The sequence below is a fragment of the Almyronema sp. genome, assembly GCF_052168255.1.
GTDB lineage: Bacteria > Cyanobacteriota > Cyanobacteriia > Phormidesmidales > Phormidesmidaceae > Sphaerothrix > Sphaerothrix epifaneia.
Map to the genome: position 1 here is coordinate 2,149 of NZ_JBQLZL010000103.1, position 18,609 is coordinate 20,757.

The window sequence follows — 18,609 nt, forward strand, 5'->3', positions numbered from 1 at the left end:
ACCCGGTTTGGTAGCCAATAGCTAAGAGGCGATGAATTGCCATTGGCCGATATGCAGGTGGCTAAGATAGGATTTTTACATAGCTAGCTATCTGCACTTCATCATTGATAGCCTACAGCATGGAAGCTTGCCTACGTTATAAACGCCTTTTTAGACTATGTCTGTTCTACGCAATTGCAGTTTTCTTCCCGTCCGTCTGGAAGAATTGTCCGGCAAAGCTTTGCTCCTTTAAGCTCTTTTCCATGTAACTCTGCCCATCGCAACTCAGCGCCTGTCAAGTCTGCTCCCCAAAGTATAGCTTTCCATAGCTCAGCAGCGCGAAGAGTGGCTCCTGTTAGGTTAGCTTCTTGCAGGTTAGCTTCGGTCAGAATAGCATCTCGCAAATTTGCCTTTTGAAGATTGACTCCTCGCAAGTTGACTCCTCTTAAATTTGCTTTTTGTAAGTTAGCACCTCTTAAGTTAGCACCCCTAAAATCTGCTTTTTGAAGATTGGCTTCTTCAAAAATAGCACCTTGTAAGTTGGCATCTTGTAAGTCAGCTTCAGCAAGCTTGATCTGAGCTAAATTTGCACCCGGAGCATCAAGTCCTCTCAGAGAAACGCCATCTTGATATAAGTCTTGCAAAGCACGGCGACGGGCATAGCTATTAGACACTTTAGCAGCGGCAGCGCTGTCTATTACTCGCCACGCTTCATAATGCTTTTGAGCTTTTCGATCGGGTGCGCCCTTAAAGTATAAAATAATAGCTGCTACGATCGCGATAGATTCGGCTTCAGAAAAGAGAATCTGTAAAGCTTTACGAGAGAGCAAATCTTGGCTTGAATGAATAGGTACTTCATTTACCCAAAGTGCCAAAACTGCCAGACATAAAACTGAAATGCTGACTGCTAACCAGGCTGGAACAGCTTGAAGAAGTTTTTCCATTTGGTTATATATTTTGAAAAATATAGTCTTCATTAAAACAACCTCATATTACTTTTTTTATTGCTGCAAAAAGACTTAGCTCTAAGCTTCAGTACGCTATAGGTTTTTAGTTTTTTAAAGAAAGAAAGCTTATAAAAGCAGGATGAATGCAAAAGTAGTAAACATTTTCTAGGTTAATAGTTGGGATTTCGTAGTGCCCCAAATAAGCGCTAGCTTTAAAGACTTGATTTTTGCCTATTTTAGAAGCTGCCGCTTTCAGAAAGCCAATATGCCATAAAATCTTTTTCAGCTCTAAGTAATCCATATTGAGAACCCAAATGGCTTGATCAACATCAACTTCGCCACAGACAATTGATAGTAAAAATAGGTCGAGGTCATCTTTGGAAAAATAAAGATGCTTGCCGCGAAAGACTTCAAATAAGTCAAGTAAATAAGGATATTGAAATCGGTATTCTGCTGCTAAATCTTTTATTTTCTGCTCAGAATAAAACTCTTCAGCAGCTATAATGGAAGTCTCAGTAACTTTGCTACCGTTACTGTGATTTTCTAGACAGAGCTTACAAAACTGCAGAAGTTCTCTTGGCCTGAGTTGAGTTCTGCTAATAATATATTCAGTCGAATCTTCTTGATAGGTAGGCAATTTTGCCGAAAAAATGGAATGCCATTTGCGTTGACTAGATAATTGTTTTGTTTCTGGAAAAGAGTGAGCGATTCTAAGACCTAAAAATTCAATTAATTCTTCTCTGCCCCATCTAATAATTTCAACATCTTCACGTATTTTTTGAGCATCATCATATATTTGTGGAATATTGTCAAAAAGTTCTTGCCTGATAGAAACATATACTTTTAAATTTGGACTAATCAGGTTTATTTTTTGTGTGGCTTGAAAAAGGCCTGCTATAAAATATTGAGCATCTTCTGAGTTGTCCCATCCTTTATCTAACTCATCAATCAAAATTTTAATTTTGGTTTTTTGTAAAACCCTTTTTAAGCTAGGAATCAGGCCTTTTATTTCTTCTAAGCTATATAACGTTTGAAGTTCTCTGGTTTTTGAAAAGGTTTCTTGAGATTCAAGCTTAGCTTTTTCTAACCGCTTTAGATAACTAACCAAAATACCAATTGAATTAAGTTTTTGAGTTTGGGGATTACTGCGCACGTAATTGTAAATATCTTTTTGAGGGCCTAGTAATAAACCTCGCTTGTTTTCTACGATTTTGCTAAAAGCTAAGTTGTAAAGCAGATATTGCCAAGCAACTGAGTAAGAGCTTTGTTTGCCCCAAGAACCTTCGCTTTCACGGCGAAGATATTCGCAAAGGAGTTCATAAGAATATTCTTCAGGCGAAAGCTCTAGAATAAGGTTCCCTTTTTTGGCTTCTGTAATGGCAATATATTTGAAAATAGCGCTTTTGCCAGTACCGCGATTGCCTACGAGGATGGTTTTATGACTGTTTAAAAACTTATGGTAGGTAGAGTTTTGGTAAAAATATTCGGATAGCCCTACGGTAATGTCTCGTTCGGCAGAATCGGATCCTAGGTTGAGTTTGCTGATATCTAAGCGCATAAGCAAATATCTAGCTGAATTGAGTAGATGGATATAGGAAACCTCAGCCTCAGCCTCTGAATTTCTGGAATAGAAGCCACTAAATTTTTAGGCTAACGATTTTTATTGTTAATCATATCTGCGATCGCCCACCTGCCTTAAAGACTAGCTAAATGAGTAAGGTCTATCGGAAGACCCAGGTTGAGAGAAGTTAAACACGATATTTTATTAGCGCTGGACTATGTCTGGAGACGGACGAATGGGCAATTGGGTGCGGCAACCTTTGCAATGGATGCACCAGCTCAGCACTGTGCTTAATGGCCTCAAATCTAAGACGAAGCGATTACTGGGAAGTCGAGAGCCACTCCAGATCTTGCCCTATCGCAGCTATGGAACGCCTGAAAGCCTACGCTTTATGGGACGGGTTTTACAAAACAAGAGTATTCGTTCTCGACCCAAAGATGCTTCTTTGTGGAAGAACTTACTCAATATGTATCGGCGGTTTGAAAGTGCCCAGGTACCCGGTGCGAAAGTCCGCATTAGTCTGGCTGATCAGCAAGTAGAAGTCATAGCTAACCGGGAAGGATATTTCCAAGCTGAGATTAGTGTAAGTTGCCTTTTGCAACCCGATTGTCTATGGCACCAAGCTGGTTTAGAGCTGCTTGAACCGCAGCCCCCTAATAGTCGGCCTCCGGTAAAGGCGACGGCGATCGCGATTGTACCCACCTCTAAAACTCAGTTTGGGGTGATTAGCGATATAGACGACACCATCGTTTACACAGCAGCTACCGATTTTTTTCGCATGATACGGGTTGCTTACATGGGCAACGCTCGCACTCGCCTGCCCTTTCAGGGGGTGGCTTCTTTCTATCAAGCGTTGCATTACGGCAACCATGAGCAGGCAAGTAATCCCATCTTCTACGTTTCAAGCAGTGCCTGGAATATGTACGATCTTTTTGCTGAATTTTTAGATTTACAGCAGATTCCAGCAGGGCCGCTGCTATTAAAAGATACGGTACTCTCTTTGGGCAGCCTATTGCGCTTTGATCACGTAGCTCATAAGCGGGAAAAAATTGAACCGATTTTACGCTGCTATCCGTCTTTACCCTTTATTTTGATTGGTGATAGCGGTCAGCAGGATGCTGAAATTTATACGCAAATTGCTCAGGACTATGAAGGGCAAATTGCTGCTATCTATATTCGCAACGTCAGTCAGCAAAATTCTAGACGGCAAGAAGAGTTACGGGCGATCGCCCAGCAAGCACGGCAGGTCGGCACTCAGTTCTTAGTTGTGACTGATACCGAAATGGCTGCTATGCACGCGGCTGAGCAGGGTTGGATCAAAGCAGACGCGCTCTCAGCTATTGCTAAAGCTCAAACGCAAGCGCGGTAGCGAGCCCAATAACGACGATCGGCCATTGTCTGGATAACCGACTTGTTCAATAATTAAGCTTGCTTACAGTCTGCAACCAATGTGGAGTAAGCCGCCTTAAATAGGTAAAACAGAAACGATTGGGCAAGCGGTTAAAACATGGGGACTTGGATCAAAGAAACGGCACAGGCTATATATCTTATGCAGGGAGGGTACTACCTCGATAAGATCGAGAAGCGCCCTTACAACGATGAATATCGCCTCACCATCGTGAAAATGCACGAATGGTTTAACCGTCCGGATGCCCCCGGCGGCATGACTGTGGCTTGGGAAACCGACGAGCCTGAGCCTGGGCCTAAACCTATCCCTCAGCAGAAAATTGAAATCACCCAAGTGCCCCAATCGGTCGAAGTTAAAGAACTGTTTAAAATTGAAGGCCGAGCCGATCGCCTCTATGTCGACAAGTCGGTGGCACTCTATTCGGGCGATTTTTTAGCAACCTCAGCTCCCAAGGTGCAAGCAGATGGGACATGGCTGATCAACTACCGCTTTTTTAGTGAAGGTAAGCGCAATCTCAAAATCAAAATTGAAGATCAAAGCATTGACTTTGTCATTGAGGTCGTTGATCCCAAGCCTGAGCCTAAAAAGATTGCTTTGAGTGGCAGTGTGGGGCGAGGGGGGACGAACCATGCCGAAGATGTTTTGCAGGTAAAAGAACGTCTGGCAGAGCTAGGATATGTTTTTTTCCGACCTGGGATTTATGTAGACTCAGGTATGTTGCGGGCAATTCAGCTATTTCAATCTGTGATTGCTGGCAGAACAACGCTAGGAGGCGATGGACGTATTGATGTCGGTCAAAGAACGCACCAATTTTTACAAGCCGCCAATGCCCCCAAATGGATGCTGATGCCGATTAAGGGTGATGGTTTTCTCAACTTTGAGCGGGTTGATTTAAACGATCAGCACGACTACGGGACTAGCTGGTTAGTCGATGTTATTATTGCGGCGGGCGAACACTACGAAAAAAGCTATCGCCAGGGGCGACAATCTATTTCACTCATTCCAGTCAATGATGTAAGTTACCCTAGCGGTGGCTATACGCCCGATCATAGCGGTCATCAGTGTGGCAATGCTTGCGACCTCTCAATTCCTCGCACTGACGGCAGTTATGGGACGACATGGCAAAGCAGCAACTACGATCGCAATGCGACTCGGGCGGTTATTCAGGCACTGCGATCGCAATCTCTAGTAACCCGCGTTTTTTTCAATGATCCCCAGCTAATTAATGAGGGGCTGTGCCAATATGTCAGAGGCCACGACAACCATATTCATTTTGAAATTGGTGTCCCGAATCTGGCTTGATCACTACTCAAAGGCTGAGTCTATGAGCGTGTAAGTATTGAGATTGCAAAGGTTGACATTGTAATCTTCAATCAAAATATCGTCAGCAAAAACGGCTAGAATTTTGTACTGACAGGTCTGCAATTCTTCAACCTCGATTCTGCCGCCTGTTCCCTGCGGAACGGCTGAGAATAAAATATTTTCTTCCCAATCTGCACTGGCGAGGGGGCTGAGATAAAACTCAATTAGCGTACGGCTAGTCCGGTTTTCGAGCGTGAAGTAAAAATTTTCTGCATGGGCAGCATGTGTCATGGCGGGAACTGAGACAAGGCTGAAGAGTGCTGCCGCAGTTGTGAAAAATACCTTTTGCATAGATAGGTAAAACCAGGATCCCTATTCTTTAGAATGCCCTAAATATCAGCTTTCAAGCTATGAAGAATTTGTAAGGTTTGAATAATTTTGCTTAAAGCTTTTTGCACAGCGATTTCTCCATTTGAGCCGTAAAATCACTGAGGAGATGATGTCTGATTCCGTAACTATCGTTGATGCTCTGGGATGGGTTTATGTTCGAGAGCGACAGCTTTTAGGCGTCAGGTCGGCTGGTAAAGATGCCTTTTACTTACCCGGTGGTAAGCGTGAACCGGGTGAATCTGATTGGCAGGCGCTTGCCCGCGAAGTACGAGAAGAATTGCAAATTCAGCTATCTCAGGCTTCTTTTCAGCTTTTACAAATCATTACAGCTCCGGCTCATGGCTATCGCGAACCCGCTTATGTCTGCCTTACCTGCTACTGGGCGGAGTTCGAAGGCCAAATTGCTCCAGATTCTGAAATTGAAGAATTGGTCTGGCTACAATATCGCGATCGCGATCGCTGCGCTCCTGCGACTGCTGACGTACTAACATTGTTGTTCGACCGACAACTAATTGATTGAAAATGGTATCGACACAGATGCCCATTTTGATCTGCGGTTGACTTGCTTGTTCGAGGTGAATAATGCCAACGAACCAATGGACTGCTGCTAGCCACGCCCTAGACTATTTGGCCAGAGCTGATAAGATTCCTCATCGCACAGAAGGGGAAGCCGTTTTACTCAACCACGTGCCGCTACAAGCTCAGCGCATCCTCGATTTGGGGACGGGGGATGGTCGCCTGCTACGATTGCTGAAAATTGAACGCCCCAAGTTGCAAAGTGTTGCCTTAGATTTTTCACCCACTATGTTGGAAGCGGTTCAGCAGCGCTTTGCGGAGGACAGGTCGGTACAAATTGTCGAACACAACTTAGACAATCGGCTGCCGGAACTGGGGATGTTTGATGCTATTGTCTCTAGCTTCGCGATTCACCACCTGAGCCACGAGCGTAAGCGATCCCTGTATGAAGAGATTTTCACCCGGCTCAAACCGGGTGGTATTTTCTGCAACCTGGAGCATGTGGCGTCTCCCAGTCAACGGCTACACGAGCAATTTTTGGCGGCGATTGGTTATGCTCCAGCAGATGAAGATCCCTCCAACCAGTTGCTTGAGGTAGAAACTCAACTGCAATGGCTACGAGAAATCGGTTTTATAGATGTGGACTGCTACTGGAAGTGGCTAGAGTTAGCCCTGCTGGTAGGGCTGAAGCCAGAGGCTAGCTAATTTATCCTGAAACCGCAGAGCGCTTAAACTAGCGATAGCGAATCCAGAAGTCGAGTTCGCGCCGGACAGCATCGCGCTCCGAAGGCGTACTGGTGTAGCGTAGCTGGTGACGAAGTTCTTGAATGATTTTATTGCGATCGCGGCGTTCTGAGTGATGCATCTTAAAAGCCTCCTCTATCTTTTCGATCTCTAGCCTAGATCAAAATGAGGTAAAAAGAGGTAATTTGTAGCGTATTTTACAGAAAAATCTTAGTCTTTGCCATCGTTTTGAAGTTCCCATACTTCAATGTCTGGGCTATCGGTACTGGCGGTAATGATCAATCCTTGGGGATGAACCACCAGGTGATCGATGTGGTTGGTATAGCCAACTGTGGAAAGTAAGCGTTCACCTGTGCGAATGTCCCAAAAATTAACGCTGCGATCGGCTCCAGCGCTAATGACTAGGTTGCCATCGCTGCTAATCACTAGGTCGTTGACATAGCTGGTGTGGCCGGAAAGCGACTGCTCTAGGGTGCCGGTTTCAGCATTCCACAGCTTGAGGGTGGTATCTGCACTACCGCTGATGAGAGCAGTACCATCGGGACTGAATTTAAGCGCATTGACAAAGCTGCTGTGCCCGGTTAAGACATGGCGAACCTGGCCGCTTTGCAAGTCCCACAACCGGATTGTTTTGTCGGCGCTGGCGCTGGCGAGTCGCTGATTGTTAGAGCTGACTTCCAGGGCATTGATAGCGCTGGTATGCTCTCTCCAGGTGTTGATCAAAGTGCCGGTTGTTAGATCCCAGCGCTGAATGACGCCGTCTGCGTTACCGCTGATCAATTGTTGACCGTCGCGAGTAATGACCAGGGCATTGACAGAGACGGTATTGCCTGAAAACGTTTGCAGAACTTCTCCTGAAGCTAAATCCCAGAGGCGAATTTCGCCATCAGCACTGCTGCTGGCCAGTTGCTGAGCGTCGGGGCTGACGGCGATCGCATTAACAAAGCTGGCATGACCTCGCAGGGTTCGTAAAACTTCTCCGCTGGTGAGATCCCAAACTTTGATAGTTTTGTCAGCGCTGGCGCTAATAAGCTGGTTGTTGCCCAAGATCAGCAGCAGGGCATTAATAGGGCTAGTATGACCACGCAAGACCTGAAGCGGCACTACTGTATTGGTTTCGGTCGCGACTGAAGCGCGATCGCTCCCAGAGAGCAACCCATTATTTTGCTGGACACTATGCCAGAAGTTAAGGGTCAACGCTATCAGCAAACCCAAAATAGCCAGACCGACAAAGCGAGGTAGCCAACCAGGGCGCGATCGCAGCCGCCTTGGCAGCAGACTTTGCAACGCCGTGTTGAGAGCAGGCTGAGGCAACTCAGAACCGCCCGCCAGGGTCAAGGCCATACCCGCACGGTCTTGTCTAGCGGTTTGGGAAAGACTTAGGGTTGTTCGTAGCGTATTGAGTTCGTCTAAAATAGCCTGCGTACTTTGGGGGCGATCGAGCGCTCTTGGAGAAATCATTCGATCGAGGAGTTGGGCAAAGGCTGGTGAAATTTGGGGGGCTGCAACACGCCAATTAAATTCATTGCTAAAAGAGTTGTAGATACCGCTGTCGGTAGGATGTTTGGCTGTGAGCAGATAAATCAAGCTGCGTCCCAGGGCATAAAAGTCAGATTGAGGCACAGCTTGCCCTTGCTCTTGCTCTGGGGGGGTGTACCCGGCTGAACTCAAAGCCGTAATGCCACCCGATTGACCGAGCTGCGCCAGATAAGTAGCGGTAACGTGACGGGCTGCGCCAAAGTCTACAAGAACGAGCTGCCCACTAGATCGCAGCATAATATTTTCCGGCTTGATGTCGCGGTGAAAGTAGTTTTTGTGATGAATCAGGTGGAGGACTTCTACGAGCTGATAAAGCCAGTCTATCGCCTGTTTTTCGCCGATGGGATTGTTGCCTTGCTGCTGCATCCACTGCCGCAGGTTAGGGCCGTCAATTTTTTCCATGACGATACAGTGCAAGGGCTGGTGGCTACCTGGCGGTGTGAAGGTAAAATAGCCATCAGCTTCTACTCGAGGAATACCGGGATGGTGAAGCTGGCTGAGAACGCTAGCTTCCTGCTGAAACAGCTCAATGACTTTAGTGTTTTGGGCAAAGTCTTCTTTAAGTACCTTAAGAACTTTAGGTTCGTTGCGCTCGTAGGCTTCGTACACTCTACCGAAACCACTGCTATTGCTCATTAGCCGCATAACCCGATAGCGATTTTGCAGCATTAGGATTGAACCGCAGCTTTGGCAAAACTGACTGCTACTGTTGCCTGGATGGTCGGGCTGGCGACAAAGGGGGTTAATACAAAGGCTCATTAAAGTTAACGGTAGCGCATCCCTATTGCTTACTATTGTTCACGGCGATGGTGGCTTCTCGCTAAAAAAGCAGTAACTTTCTAGGTTTCAAAAGTTTGCAGAAAGGAGAAAGTAGGGCAACATGGCGTTTCAGTATCGTTCGTTGACCGATTCGCAGTCAGTCGGCCAGCTCAAAAGTCTGATAATGCAGTGCTTTATGGAGCCAGCTGGGGCGATTGAACTGTATATGCAGCGGGTGGGTGTCCAAAATTTTCGGACAATCTACCAGCAAAATACCTTATTGGGTGGTTTAGCTCAAATTCCAATGGGGCAGTGGTTTGGTGGACAACGCGTTAGCATGACTGGCATTGCGGCAGTGGCGATCGCCCCAGAATATCGAGGTCGAGGAGCTGCGATCGCTTTGATGCAACACACCCTTCAAGATTTATTTGAACAAGGGGTAGCTCTTTCTGTGCTCTATCCGGCAGTGCAGAAGCTCTACTGCCAGGTGGGCTATGGGCAGGGAGGCAGCTATTGTGGCTGGCAAATAGCAAGCGATAGTATTCACATTACCCAATCTGCCTTGCCAATTGCCGAGATTGCTTTGACTGATGCAGGGTTACCAACGCTATACAAGCAGCAAGCCCCTCGCTACAATGGTCACCTCGACCGGGTTGCTTATTTATGGCAGCGACTCCAGCCTGAAACCAGCGATCGCCCCGTCTACGCTTACCGTTTTGGGGCGGCTGATCATCCTCAAGGCTATCTCATCTTTGAACAAAAACGCCTAGCTCAAGCAACCTGTTTAGACGTCAAAGACTGGGCTGTTTTGACCCCAGCAGCCACCCAAACCTTCTGGGCCTTTTTGGCAGCCCATCGCTCGCAGATTCAGACCATCCATTGGCAAAGCGGCGCGATCGACCCTCTGACGCTGACCCTCCCCGAACAAACTGCTAAGCCTCGCTTCATGTCGCGCTGGCTTGTGCGGATCATCAACCTTACCCAAGCCCTGACACAGCGAGGCTACCCTGTTAATTTGACCGTCGAACTGCATCTAGAGATTACTGATGACGACCTGACGGCTAATTCAGGTTGCTATGTCCTGGCAGTGGCTCAGGGGCAAGGCCAAGTTCAACCCGGCGGAACGGGCAAAGTTAAGCTCACCATTCAAGCACTGGCTTCGTTATATACGGGGTTGTTTTCGGCAACTCAGCTATACAACGCTGGCCGTTTAGAGAGCGACGAAGCTTCTAGGGCGATCGCTGATCAAATCTTCGCCACTACCTCTCCTTGGCTGCCTGATTTTTTTTAGTATCAAACCCCCAAGGCAACTTCTAAAATGACGTATAAACAGGCTGCGTTACTGTTTGCTTGGTTTTAACCGGGGGCTTGGGCAGCACTACTGGCGCTTCTTCTGCTTCGACGGCTTGAACAACTGGCTCACTGGCTGAAACCGCATCGGTTTGAATCGAGGTTTGTTGCTCGGTTAAACGTTTTTCAGTCCAATAAAAAGCATGGACAATTGCGGCCAAGCCGATGTAGCCGAGGCCCCCATAAAAGGTGATCGAAATAAGCGCATCGATGGTTGGCATGGCCTTCACCTTGAGTCTTTACCGATTAATCTTAGTGTATTCGTCACTGGGATCAAGTGTTTGATGCAAACGTATCAATCCCTTGGCAAAGCCGATCAATCACAGCGGGGTCGGTATAGGGATTGAGGAGAACAACCTTTAGCCACCGCTGACCGCGATAGCTTGGTAGCGACACAAATACCTCAAATTTTCGCAAAAGCTGCTGCTGTAAATCGGTATTCCAGGCATCCCAATTGGCAGGCGCGACCCAATCTGGAACGCCTCTAAAGCAGACAATATTCATTTCTGGTTGGCTGGCAAATTCTAAGTAGGGAAGTTGTTTGAGCTGCTCGACCAAATAGGCGGTGATTTGATAGTTGTGTTGAATAATGTGGGCATAACCTTGCTGGCCAATGTGCTGAAGAGATAGCCAGAGCTTAAGGATGTCAGCATGACGGGTGCCTTGAACGGAGAGTTCTCCTAGGTTGGGCCATTGGGCATCTTCAGCCATATAGGGTGCCGCCACTCGAAAAGCAGATTGCAGCAAATTAAACTGGCGAAACAAAACCATCACGCAGGTTTTAGTCACATAAAGCCACTTCTGGGGATTGAAGGTGACGGAGTCTGCTTGTTCAATGCCGCTTAACCGATAGCAATGCTCAGGTGAAAAAATCAGGGCACCACCATAGGCCGCATCTACATGAAACCAAAGCTGATGTTGCTGGGCGATCGCGGCAATTTGCGGTAGGGGATCGATGTTACCTGTGACTGTAGTGCCCGCCGTGGCCACGATAGCAAAGGGTTGTTGACCTGCCGCGATCGCCTGTTTGATCGCTATTTGCAACGCCTCTACACTCATCTGGGCGTTAGTGTTAGTTGCGATCGCAATTACAGCTTCAGTGCCTAAGCCCAACAGCATGGCCGCTTTTTGAATAGAAGTGTGAGCCAGTTCAGACGCAAACAAAACAGGTTGCTGCGATCGCTGGCTAAGACCTTTGCCCAGGGTGTGCAGCTTGACATTACGAGCCACGGCTAAAGCTTGTAGATTGGCCAAACTGCCGCCGCTGAGCAGCAACCCGCCCGCTTGTTCACCTAGCTTAAAGCGGGCGGCAATCTCTCGCAGTAGCTGAGGTTCTAGGCGAGATAGCACAGGTGACATCTCAACGCTAAGCATGTTGTTGTTGATGCCTGCTGCCAGTAAATCTCCCATAATAGAAGCCACCGTAGGCATTGGATCCATATGACCCATGTAGCCGGGGTGGGCTGGATTCATTGAGTTGCTCAGCAGCACTTGCACAGCACTGAGTAGAGCAGATTCCGGCAGAGCGCTTTGAGGAATCGTAGCCGCTAACGTTGTGCTAACATCCGGCAGCGGCGACTGCTGAGCAGCATTTGCCAAAAAATCGACCAAGATGGTCGTTACCTGATGCAACAGGGCTTCGACCTCAGCGCGGTTTGCGCCCGTGGGGTCAATAAAGGCAGTTTTAGCAAGCGGTAAGTCAGGCATAGGTTTGGGCGCAGAGGCTGGCCTATGCTATGTTACCGCTCCTGCTTCTGTGCTGCGGAGAGATTTAGAGGCGCTTGAGCGTTTCCGAGGGAGATTCGCCAAACATAGCTTTGTAATCTACGGAAAAATGCCCCATGTGATGGAAGCCCCACTGTCGGGCAATATCAACCACTTTCTCGCTGCGAGGGTCAGCCATTTTGAGATGACGCCGTACCTGATTGAGTCGTCTAGCTTTGAGGTAAGCCATTGGACTCATATCAAACAAGTCCTGAAAGGCATAGTGCAGCGATCGCTCACTCACTCCCATCGCCTCACAAATTTGACTGAGCGTTAACGGCTGATGCATATGAGACAACATGTATTCTTCAACCTGCTTGGCTAAAGAGGTGCGCCTGAGTGGCCGCAAGCCGTTCAAGATAGTATCTTCTGACGACTGAATTGAATTGAGCAAAAGTTGAATGATAGTTTGCGTGATATGGGCTTCTGTCTGAGAGGCATGAACACAGGTCGGTTGTTCGTGTATCTGCTGAAATATTTCGTGTAAATAGCTGCGCAACTGGTCGAGCTGATGCGGTAGCGCCGTGAGCAAACTCTTTTGGCCTAATTCTTTCACCAGATCCCGGCGATTAAGTTGGTAAGCCACCTCTAGCAAGGTGGGCCGATAAATTGTAATAACGAAAAGCTCGTAGTTATCGGGCGTGGTAAAGTCAACTTCTCGGTTGGTATTGACCAAAATTTGATTGTATTCACACTCATAGCCATGCCAGATGGTTCTTCCCGGCACCTGTAAGGGAATGCCAAACGCAACGGTGTCTTTGGGTGAACTGCCTAAACTTCTGACAGAGCGATTAATTCGGCTCCGAAAAAGCTGTACGTTGCCAATTTGGATTTGTTTGAGACAGCCACAAACCGCCCCCGGCTGGAGTTGTTCGTAGTGAATGTCCCACAGACGGAGAGACTCCGAGAGCTGGTCGATGTCATAGCTCCAAAGAGACATGACTGAATGGTTGAATTGAGACTGGGTGCTTTGAGCCATTGATAAGCCCTTAACTTAAGATTTCTACAGGGATAGTTGTAGTTTAGGCATTACAGGGATAGTTCCGGGTGTGGTGTTGAGGAAATTACACCTTAGCTTGTTCGGCAGATAGCTGAGCTAGCCGAGCGTTTTGAGAATTGAGCCTGCCACCGGGTCAAGAAAGTCGTCTGGAACTAACTCAGTTTTGCCAAAATTGCCGTTGTCAGAACACAACCGGGTCAAGATAGTTATTGAGTTACGGGTGCAAGTTCGCAATCTACAGTACGTGGGGTTTAGATCTAGATAAGATAATTGGCTAGGTCAGTACTAACATCGGGTAAAAGATATAGACCTGTAGCGTTGCGCTACTTCAACCCACGCTTATGATCAAAATGAGTTAGTTGACTGAATCTTGTTAAGCTGGCAATTCCCCAAAAGCTCATAGAATAGGAAAACTTGAGCGGTTGCTTCTAGGTCGGCGCTCATGCAGCCATGACTTTTTCCCATTCGTTATAAGATATGGGTTGCTCATAAATTGTTCCCAAAATGCTGCAGCTTTCAAAGGAGTGACTAAGATTTCTAAGCCTTCTCCACCGACTCTGGATTTAATCAATAATCCACAAGCTAGTTCGGCTGACCAGATTTTGCTGTACCTAGCGATCAACACTATGAAGCTGGGAGGGCATCGCTATGGCACATTTCTGGACGCTGCAGCCACAGCAGCTAAGTTTGCAATTTACAGTACCTATCTTGAGCAGGGTCGCAATCTGCGTAAAACGGGTTTTCTTTACCATGTTGAACCCAAGCGGGTTAGGGCAATTGTACAGGAAGTTGAAGCTGCGCTGGAAGAGGGAAAAACACTCAAGTCGCTAGATTCGGATGCTCCTTACTATCTCATTGGCATGCCGCATCTTTGGCAAGAGAAGTATCCTTGGCAGCCGGGACAGCCGCGTGTGGCTTGGGAAGGGCTGATGCCGAAGGAACGAGAGCAAGTTGAGCGCTTGCTGCCTGATGATTTACCGCCTGCTCAGCTACTGAATGCTTTTCAATTTGTGGAGCTATTGAGTTTATTGCATGTGAAATCACAAGAGGACTTGTCGCCTGAGCGCCGGACGCCGCTGAGTGATGCCATGCTAGAGCACATCAAGTTTAGACTGCTGTACTCAGGAACGGTGCTGCAGATTGAGTCGCCGCTTTTAAAGATTCCTCTCTATGCACTGACACGGACGCACTATTCGCCTAAAGGCGATCGCGAACGCGCTTTTGTCATGCTCAAGGACGTAGCCCAATTTTTTCAAATCTTGCAAGACTGGGCACGAGGTGAAGAGGGGGTTTTTAGAGGCGTTGAAGCGTTTGATATTGATATAGAACAGCGGGAACAGGCTTTGCACGAACTGGATACGCTCTTACAAGCCTGGGCGGATAGGTACCATCAAGATGGTGGCTATCCCATGATCTTGCAACTGGCGGTGGGGACGCGAACGGGTGATCACACTGAATGCTAGGGGAAGTGCGAGGCGATGGCGGCAGATCACCTGATTGTCTTTACCCGTTATCCAACGCCGGGGCAAACTAAAACGCGATTGATCTCAGCGCTGGGAGAAATGGGTGCCGCAGATTTGCAGCGCCAGATGACAGAGCATACGCTGAAACAGGTACAAGCCTGTCAGCGTATGCGATCGCTAACGGTGGAAATTTGCTTTACAGGCGCAACTCAAACGGCGATGCAAGCCTGGTTAGGGTCTCAATGGTGCTATCGACTTCAAGGGGCAGGCGATTTGGGCGATCGCCTGTTACGAGCGTTTGAGCGAGCCGCAAAGACTGGCTGTCGTCGCACAGTCGCAATCGGCATTGATTGCCCAGGGCTAAATGCCAATTGCCTTAACCAAGCGTTTGAGCAATTGGGCGATCGCGATCTGGTTTTGGGGCCAGCCACAGATGGTGGCTACTACTTGATTGGTTTGCAACAGCCTCAGCCAACTTTGTTTAAAGCCATTAGCTGGGGCACTTCCGCCGTGCTTAGCCAAACGGTGGCTGCTGCCACTCAAGCGGCTCTCTCAATCGCCTATCTAGAGGTATTGCAAGATGTCGATTATCCTCAAGATTTAGCCGTTTGGGAGGCAGTTCACAGTGGCCGCTCCTGAGCGTATTTCTATTATCCTGCCCCTTTTAAATGAAGCGGCTACCTTGCCCACGACCCTAGCCGCCATCCCTCGTTCTGCCGATCTGGAAATTATTGGCGTGGATGGGGGTAGCCAGGATGAGACGGTAGCCTTGGCTCGTCGCTGGGGAATGCGGGTGATTGAAGCTGAGCAGGGGAGATATCATCAGCTTAACGTTGGCGCTGAGGCGGCAACAGGCGACATCTTGCTGTTTTTGCATGCAGACACTTGCTTACCGCCTGAATTTGAGTCGATCATCCGAGACTGCTTAAAGCAGCCACAGGTGGTGGGTGGCGCTTTTCGGCTCAAAATTGACGCTGATCTGCCGGGGATTCGCTGGGTGGAAAGGGGCGTCTACTGGCGATCGCGCTGGTTTCAACTACCTTACGGTGATCAGGCTTTGTTTCTGCGCAAAACCTGGTTTGAAAAGCTAGGTGGCTTTGCGCCTATGCCGATTATGGAAGACTATGACTTTGCCCGTCGCCTTGCCCGCTGTGGCCAAATTGTGATTGTTCCAGCTTGGGTGACAACTTCGGGCCGTCGCTGGCAGCGATTGGGCGTTTGGCAGACAACTGTCGTTAATCAGCTAATTGTCTTAGCTTATGCCTGGGGTGTTTCGCCTCAGCGGTTGGCTCACTGGTATCGCCACGGGTTTATCACAAAAAAATAGGCAAGACCTACGTATTAATGCGGAATAAAGGCTGTTTTGATATTGAGAAAGAAAACGAAAATCTTCGGCCTCAATACAAGATGCTGCACTTGACTAACTTTTTTAAAGTACCTGTGATTGCCTAACAGCAAGCTGTTACTAGTAGCTGCCTGAACCAAGTGCAAAACCTCGTGGAATTCACTGAAACTCTCTAGCATTAATTATATTTATCTGTATACTTTCTGGGCTGGGAGCCTTGTCAGTTAAAGAACTGAGCCATTCCGAGTTTGGTTAGAACACCTGTCCTCTAGCCAATTCAAGTTTAAGTTGCTAGCAGCTAACACAGGGATTAGATAACTGTTTTCTTGAAAAAGTCAGCCGAATTTCTGATATATTGGTAGTGTTAGTAAGCACACTTGAAGTAGCTTTGTTAGCTAACTCTTGCGGTTTAATTAAGATCATTTCATTGCTACCCACTGTTGGTTGGGGCTTTTCTGAGCGTTGTTTTTAGGACATTGGGATAACTATTTTGCAGTGAGTGTGCATTTACGACTGCGTTAATGTCATCAAAATCATCTGACAACTCTGGGGGTTTCAGTGATTGCTATTTCAACACCTGCGTCAAGTCATCAGTGGGGACGTCTGAGTTTTCCGTCAACTTTATATCTACGACCGATTTTAGATTTGTTGCTGGCGAAAGTGCCGCATCGGTGGCAGGCCGAAGTTCGACTAGGTTTACAAGAAGCTTTGGTGAATGCAGCCAAGCACGGCAATAAGTTAGATCCCCAAAAGGCTGTTTCTGTGCGTTTTTCAGCAACAGCCGACTGTCATTGGTGGATTATTGCCGATCAAGGTGGGGGCTTTAGGCTACCCGGAGAGTGCTGCTTGCCAACTGAAACCGATGCCCTCTATGACATGGGCGAGTGTGGTCGGGGGCTTTATATTCTTTATCAAATTTTTGACGAAGTGCGCTGGGTGGAGCATAGCAACGAGCTACACCTTTGTAAGCGCATCAAGCGCTGGACGCGCATTCCACTCGTACGGTAGCGAAATGGGACAAGATTTGTGATTTAGCTAGAGCGAGCCAATTTTTCTCCATGAGTAGGGCAGGGGGGGGCTGAAATGGAGCGGTCAAGCCAGCCCACGGCCTGTTGGAGGCGTAGTTGGGCTTCTTCTGGCTGGTCTTTGAGCAAATAGACGAGGGCGGCAGCCACTTGTTCCTGAGCGCGAACGCGACGGTTGGCACTCAGACGATGCCAGTCTTGAGGGGCAATCGCCAGTTGAGCCGCTAGCGCTTGAGCGAGTTCTAAGCTGCTAAAGTGTTGGAGAGTGTCTGTTTGAGCTGGATTGGGCATGGCTAAAAGGTCAACTCAAGTGAAACGCGATCGCAGGCAATACCTGCTTTGTCCCATACTAATGTTTAAATCAAGCTCTGAGAAATGAAACCTGTGCCCAGTTCAGGCGATCGCCGTTCGGGGATCAAATCTTTTCGCCCTTTGACGGCTGAAGAAATGCACCAGTTCGAGACGAGATTGAGTGAGGTTGCTCAGTTGTTTAAGGCTGTTAAGCAGCGTTATCGCGACGTCCGGCAAGCCCAGCAACAGTATGAGCAGCTACAGGCGCTCAGTTACTCAAACGAACTACCTCAGCCAGAATTAGCCCGCTTGCAAGCCGAGCTAGAACAGTTAGAACTCACGTTAGAGAGTCGCCTAGTGACCTGGCGTAATTTTCGAGAACCCTTTTGGCAAGCCGTACGCTTTGGTGGCTGCGGCTTGTTGCTGGGCTGGCTATTAAAGAGCTGGGCTGGCTAAGTTTTGAGCGAGAAGGCAGCCTTTTAGTCAGCAGGCTGATGCTCGATCTGAGATCTGCATAGAGGAGCCATCAGATAGGTTTGCGGGTGCAGCGGCGGCGGCTAATTTGCCAGATTGGGATTAACAAAAGCCTAAGAGGCGTGCCACCCTAGGATTAAGTAATATAGCTAAAGGCAGAAGGCTGAGGGGCGAGGGCAGAAGGAAAGCTTTTCTGTCAGCGGTTTTCAGCTATTGAAGTGACTCAACGCTTATGGCTATAGCTATCACTGCCTCCTGAATACCGAACATAATCACGCCAATGACCATTCGACGCGTCAAAGATATTCTGCAAACTGGGCAACCCGGTGAATCCATTAGCGTTCAGGGCTGGGTACGCACTAAGCGAGAAGCCAAGGGTTTCACCTTTATTGAAGTCAATGATGGTTCGGCGATGGCTGGTTTGCAGGCGATCGCGTCTGAAGATTTGCCGGATTATGAAGGGCTGATGAGACAACTAGGCACTGGTGCTTCGGTAGAAATATCTGGTCGGCTAGCCGAGTCGCCAGGTAAAGGTCAGCGTGTAGAACTACAAGTGCAAACCTTACAGGTTTATGGCGAGTCGGATGCCGAAACCTACCCTCTGCAAAAGAAGCGACATTCCTTTGAGTTTTTACGAACGCTAGGTCATCTGCGATCGCGTACAAATACGCTGGGAGCAGTCTTTCGGGTGCGCAACGCCTGCGCCCAAGCCGTCCACGAATTCTTCCGGCAACGGGGTTTTTTGTGGATTC

20 protein-coding genes are annotated in these 18,609 nt (G+C 48.0%); 11 read left to right on the forward strand and 9 right to left on the reverse strand.

Going from position 1 to position 18,609, the window contains the following annotated elements; genetic code table 11:
- Positions 1 to 155: 155 nt before the first annotated feature.
- Both ACTS3T_RS21535 and ACTS3T_RS21540 read right to left on the reverse strand, forming a co-directional pair.
- On the reverse strand, positions 156 to 956 hold the full coding sequence (locus ACTS3T_RS21535; RefSeq protein ID WP_462935707.1) for a pentapeptide repeat-containing protein: 801 nt from the start codon (positions 954 to 956) through the stop codon (positions 156 to 158).
- A gap of 73 nt (positions 957 to 1,029) precedes the next feature.
- A complete protein-coding gene (locus tag ACTS3T_RS21540; protein ID WP_462935708.1) occupies positions 1,030 to 2,484 on the reverse strand; it encodes a P-loop ATPase, Sll1717 family in 1,455 nt (484 codons plus the stop codon).
- A 220-nt stretch (positions 2,485 to 2,704) separates the two neighbouring features.
- Between ACTS3T_RS21540 and ACTS3T_RS21545 the strand changes: the two genes are divergently transcribed.
- Together ACTS3T_RS21545 and ACTS3T_RS21550 are read left to right on the forward strand one after the other, a co-directional pair.
- The gene (locus ACTS3T_RS21545; protein WP_462935709.1) at positions 2,705 to 3,856 is read left to right on the forward strand and encodes an App1 family protein; all 1,152 of its coding nucleotides are present in this window, start codon (positions 2,705 to 2,707) and stop codon (positions 3,854 to 3,856) included.
- 138 nt (positions 3,857 to 3,994) lie between these two features.
- Positions 3,995 to 5,197: a hypothetical protein gene (locus ACTS3T_RS21550; protein WP_462935710.1), complete on the forward strand. Its 1,203-nt coding sequence runs from the start codon at positions 3,995 to 3,997 to the stop codon at positions 5,195 to 5,197.
- Positions 5,198 to 5,200: 3 nt separating this feature from the next.
- Here the strand turns inward: ACTS3T_RS21550 and ACTS3T_RS21555 are convergent, their stop codons facing one another.
- On the reverse strand, positions 5,201 to 5,488 hold the full coding sequence (locus ACTS3T_RS21555; RefSeq protein WP_462935711.1) for a hypothetical protein: 288 nt from the start codon (positions 5,486 to 5,488) through the stop codon (positions 5,201 to 5,203).
- 205 nt (positions 5,489 to 5,693) lie between these two features.
- Between ACTS3T_RS21555 and ACTS3T_RS21560 the strand changes: the two genes are divergently transcribed.
- Positions 5,694 to 6,107, forward strand: a complete 414-nt coding sequence (locus ACTS3T_RS21560; RefSeq protein ID WP_462935712.1) for an NUDIX hydrolase — start codon at positions 5,694 to 5,696, stop codon at positions 6,105 to 6,107.
- Between the two features lie 62 nt (positions 6,108 to 6,169).
- Complete coding sequence (locus tag ACTS3T_RS21565; protein WP_462935713.1) at positions 6,170 to 6,808, forward strand: class I SAM-dependent methyltransferase; 639 nt, start codon at positions 6,170 to 6,172, stop codon at positions 6,806 to 6,808.
- Positions 6,809 to 6,836: 28 nt separating this feature from the next.
- On the opposite strand, the gene ACTS3T_RS21570 is transcribed toward ACTS3T_RS21565, so the two are convergent.
- Positions 6,837 to 6,968, reverse strand: a complete 132-nt coding sequence (locus ACTS3T_RS21570) for a hypothetical protein (RefSeq protein ID WP_462935714.1) — start codon at positions 6,966 to 6,968, stop codon at positions 6,837 to 6,839.
- Between the two features lie 89 nt (positions 6,969 to 7,057).
- Positions 7,058 to 9,145 (reverse strand): protein kinase domain-containing protein, encoded by a 2,088-nt coding sequence (locus ACTS3T_RS21575; protein ID WP_462935715.1) that lies wholly within the window; start codon positions 9,143 to 9,145, stop codon positions 7,058 to 7,060.
- Positions 9,146 to 9,266: 121 nt separating this feature from the next.
- Here ACTS3T_RS21575 and ACTS3T_RS21580 point away from each other — a divergent pair, with 121 nt between their 5' ends.
- Positions 9,267 to 10,436: a GNAT family N-acetyltransferase gene (locus ACTS3T_RS21580; RefSeq protein ID WP_462935716.1), complete on the forward strand. Its 1,170-nt coding sequence runs from the start codon at positions 9,267 to 9,269 to the stop codon at positions 10,434 to 10,436.
- Positions 10,437 to 10,458: 22 nt separating this feature from the next.
- Here the strand turns inward: ACTS3T_RS21580 and ACTS3T_RS21585 are convergent, their stop codons facing one another.
- The 3 genes from ACTS3T_RS21585 to ACTS3T_RS21595 all read right to left on the reverse strand — a co-directional run bounded on the left by ACTS3T_RS21585 (position 10,459) and on the right by ACTS3T_RS21595 (position 13,238).
- Positions 10,459 to 10,716: a hypothetical protein gene (locus ACTS3T_RS21585; protein WP_462935717.1), complete on the reverse strand. Its 258-nt coding sequence runs from the start codon at positions 10,714 to 10,716 to the stop codon at positions 10,459 to 10,461.
- Positions 10,717 to 10,768: 52 nt separating this feature from the next.
- Positions 10,769 to 12,202 (reverse strand): pyridoxal phosphate-dependent decarboxylase family protein, encoded by a 1,434-nt coding sequence (locus ACTS3T_RS21590; RefSeq protein ID WP_462935718.1) that lies wholly within the window; start codon positions 12,200 to 12,202, stop codon positions 10,769 to 10,771.
- A gap of 64 nt (positions 12,203 to 12,266) precedes the next feature.
- Positions 12,267 to 13,238, reverse strand: coding sequence for a helix-turn-helix domain-containing protein (locus tag ACTS3T_RS21595; protein WP_462935719.1), 972 nt, complete (start codon positions 13,236 to 13,238; stop codon positions 12,267 to 12,269).
- Between the two features lie 545 nt (positions 13,239 to 13,783).
- Between ACTS3T_RS21595 and hetR the strand changes: the two genes are divergently transcribed.
- The 4 genes from hetR (at position 13,784) to ACTS3T_RS21615 (ending at position 17,075) form a co-directional block, all read left to right on the forward strand.
- Complete coding sequence (hetR, locus tag ACTS3T_RS21600; protein ID WP_462935720.1) at positions 13,784 to 14,722, forward strand: heterocyst differentiation control protein; 939 nt, start codon at positions 13,784 to 13,786, stop codon at positions 14,720 to 14,722.
- Positions 14,723 to 14,737: 15 nt separating this feature from the next.
- Positions 14,738 to 15,361, forward strand: coding sequence for a TIGR04282 family arsenosugar biosynthesis glycosyltransferase (locus ACTS3T_RS21605; protein ID WP_462935721.1), 624 nt, complete (start codon positions 14,738 to 14,740; stop codon positions 15,359 to 15,361).
- Entirely contained in the window at positions 15,348 to 16,049 is a 702-nt protein-coding gene (locus ACTS3T_RS21610; protein ID WP_462935722.1) for a TIGR04283 family arsenosugar biosynthesis glycosyltransferase, read from the forward strand. The genes ACTS3T_RS21605 and ACTS3T_RS21610 overlap by 14 nt, the downstream gene beginning before the upstream one ends.
- A gap of 576 nt (positions 16,050 to 16,625) precedes the next feature.
- The gene (locus tag ACTS3T_RS21615) at positions 16,626 to 17,075 is read left to right on the forward strand and encodes an ATP-binding protein (protein ID WP_462935723.1); all 450 of its coding nucleotides are present in this window, start codon (positions 16,626 to 16,628) and stop codon (positions 17,073 to 17,075) included.
- 23 nt (positions 17,076 to 17,098) lie between these two features.
- Here ACTS3T_RS21615 and ACTS3T_RS21620 read toward each other — a convergent pair whose 3' ends face one another.
- Complete coding sequence (locus ACTS3T_RS21620) at positions 17,099 to 17,383, reverse strand: DUF6439 family protein (protein WP_462935724.1); 285 nt, start codon at positions 17,381 to 17,383, stop codon at positions 17,099 to 17,101.
- Between the two features lie 84 nt (positions 17,384 to 17,467).
- On the opposite strand from ACTS3T_RS21620, the gene ACTS3T_RS21625 reads away from it, so the two are divergent.
- Positions 17,468 to 17,839: a sll0565 family protein gene (locus ACTS3T_RS21625; RefSeq protein ID WP_462935725.1), complete on the forward strand. Its 372-nt coding sequence runs from the start codon at positions 17,468 to 17,470 to the stop codon at positions 17,837 to 17,839.
- A gap of 298 nt (positions 17,840 to 18,137) precedes the next feature.
- On the forward strand, positions 18,138 to 18,609 hold a 472-nt coding region (locus ACTS3T_RS21630; RefSeq protein WP_462935726.1), incomplete at its 3' end, for an OB-fold nucleic acid binding domain-containing protein.

Excerpts from the sequence above, each read along its gene's own strand:
- ACTS3T_RS21560 (WP_462935712.1), top strand. The coding sequence starts at position 5,694 with ATGATGTCTGATTCCGTAACTATCGTTGATGCTCTGGGATGGGTTTAT.
- ACTS3T_RS21605 (WP_462935721.1), top strand. The coding sequence starts at position 14,738 with ATGGCGGCAGATCACCTGATTGTCTTTACCCGTTATCCAACGCCGGGG.
- ACTS3T_RS21550 (WP_462935710.1), top strand. The coding sequence starts at position 3,995 with ATGGGGACTTGGATCAAAGAAACGGCACAGGCTATATATCTTATGCAG.
- ACTS3T_RS21545 (WP_462935709.1), top strand. The coding sequence starts at position 2,705 with ATGTCTGGAGACGGACGAATGGGCAATTGGGTGCGGCAACCTTTGCAA.
- ACTS3T_RS21575 (WP_462935715.1), bottom strand. The coding sequence starts at position 9,145 with ATGAGCCTTTGTATTAACCCCCTTTGTCGCCAGCCCGACCATCCAGGC.
- ACTS3T_RS21620 (WP_462935724.1), bottom strand. The coding sequence starts at position 17,383 with ATGCCCAATCCAGCTCAAACAGACACTCTCCAACACTTTAGCAGCTTA.
- ACTS3T_RS21625 (WP_462935725.1), top strand. The coding sequence starts at position 17,468 with ATGAAACCTGTGCCCAGTTCAGGCGATCGCCGTTCGGGGATCAAATCT.
- ACTS3T_RS21590 (WP_462935718.1), bottom strand. The coding sequence starts at position 12,202 with ATGCCTGACTTACCGCTTGCTAAAACTGCCTTTATTGACCCCACGGGC.
- ACTS3T_RS21595 (WP_462935719.1), bottom strand. The coding sequence starts at position 13,238 with ATGGCTCAAAGCACCCAGTCTCAATTCAACCATTCAGTCATGTCTCTT.
- ACTS3T_RS21570 (WP_462935714.1), bottom strand. The coding sequence starts at position 6,968 with ATGCATCACTCAGAACGCCGCGATCGCAATAAAATCATTCAAGAACTT.
- ACTS3T_RS21585 (WP_462935717.1), bottom strand. The coding sequence starts at position 10,716 with ATGCCAACCATCGATGCGCTTATTTCGATCACCTTTTATGGGGGCCTC.
- ACTS3T_RS21540 (WP_462935708.1), bottom strand. The coding sequence starts at position 2,484 with ATGCGCTTAGATATCAGCAAACTCAACCTAGGATCCGATTCTGCCGAA.
- ACTS3T_RS21565 (WP_462935713.1), top strand. The coding sequence starts at position 6,170 with ATGCCAACGAACCAATGGACTGCTGCTAGCCACGCCCTAGACTATTTG.
- ACTS3T_RS21580 (WP_462935716.1), top strand. The coding sequence starts at position 9,267 with ATGGCGTTTCAGTATCGTTCGTTGACCGATTCGCAGTCAGTCGGCCAG.
- ACTS3T_RS21555 (WP_462935711.1), bottom strand. The coding sequence starts at position 5,488 with ATGACACATGCTGCCCATGCAGAAAATTTTTACTTCACGCTCGAAAAC.
- ACTS3T_RS21535 (WP_462935707.1), bottom strand. The coding sequence starts at position 956 with ATGAAGACTATATTTTTCAAAATATATAACCAAATGGAAAAACTTCTT.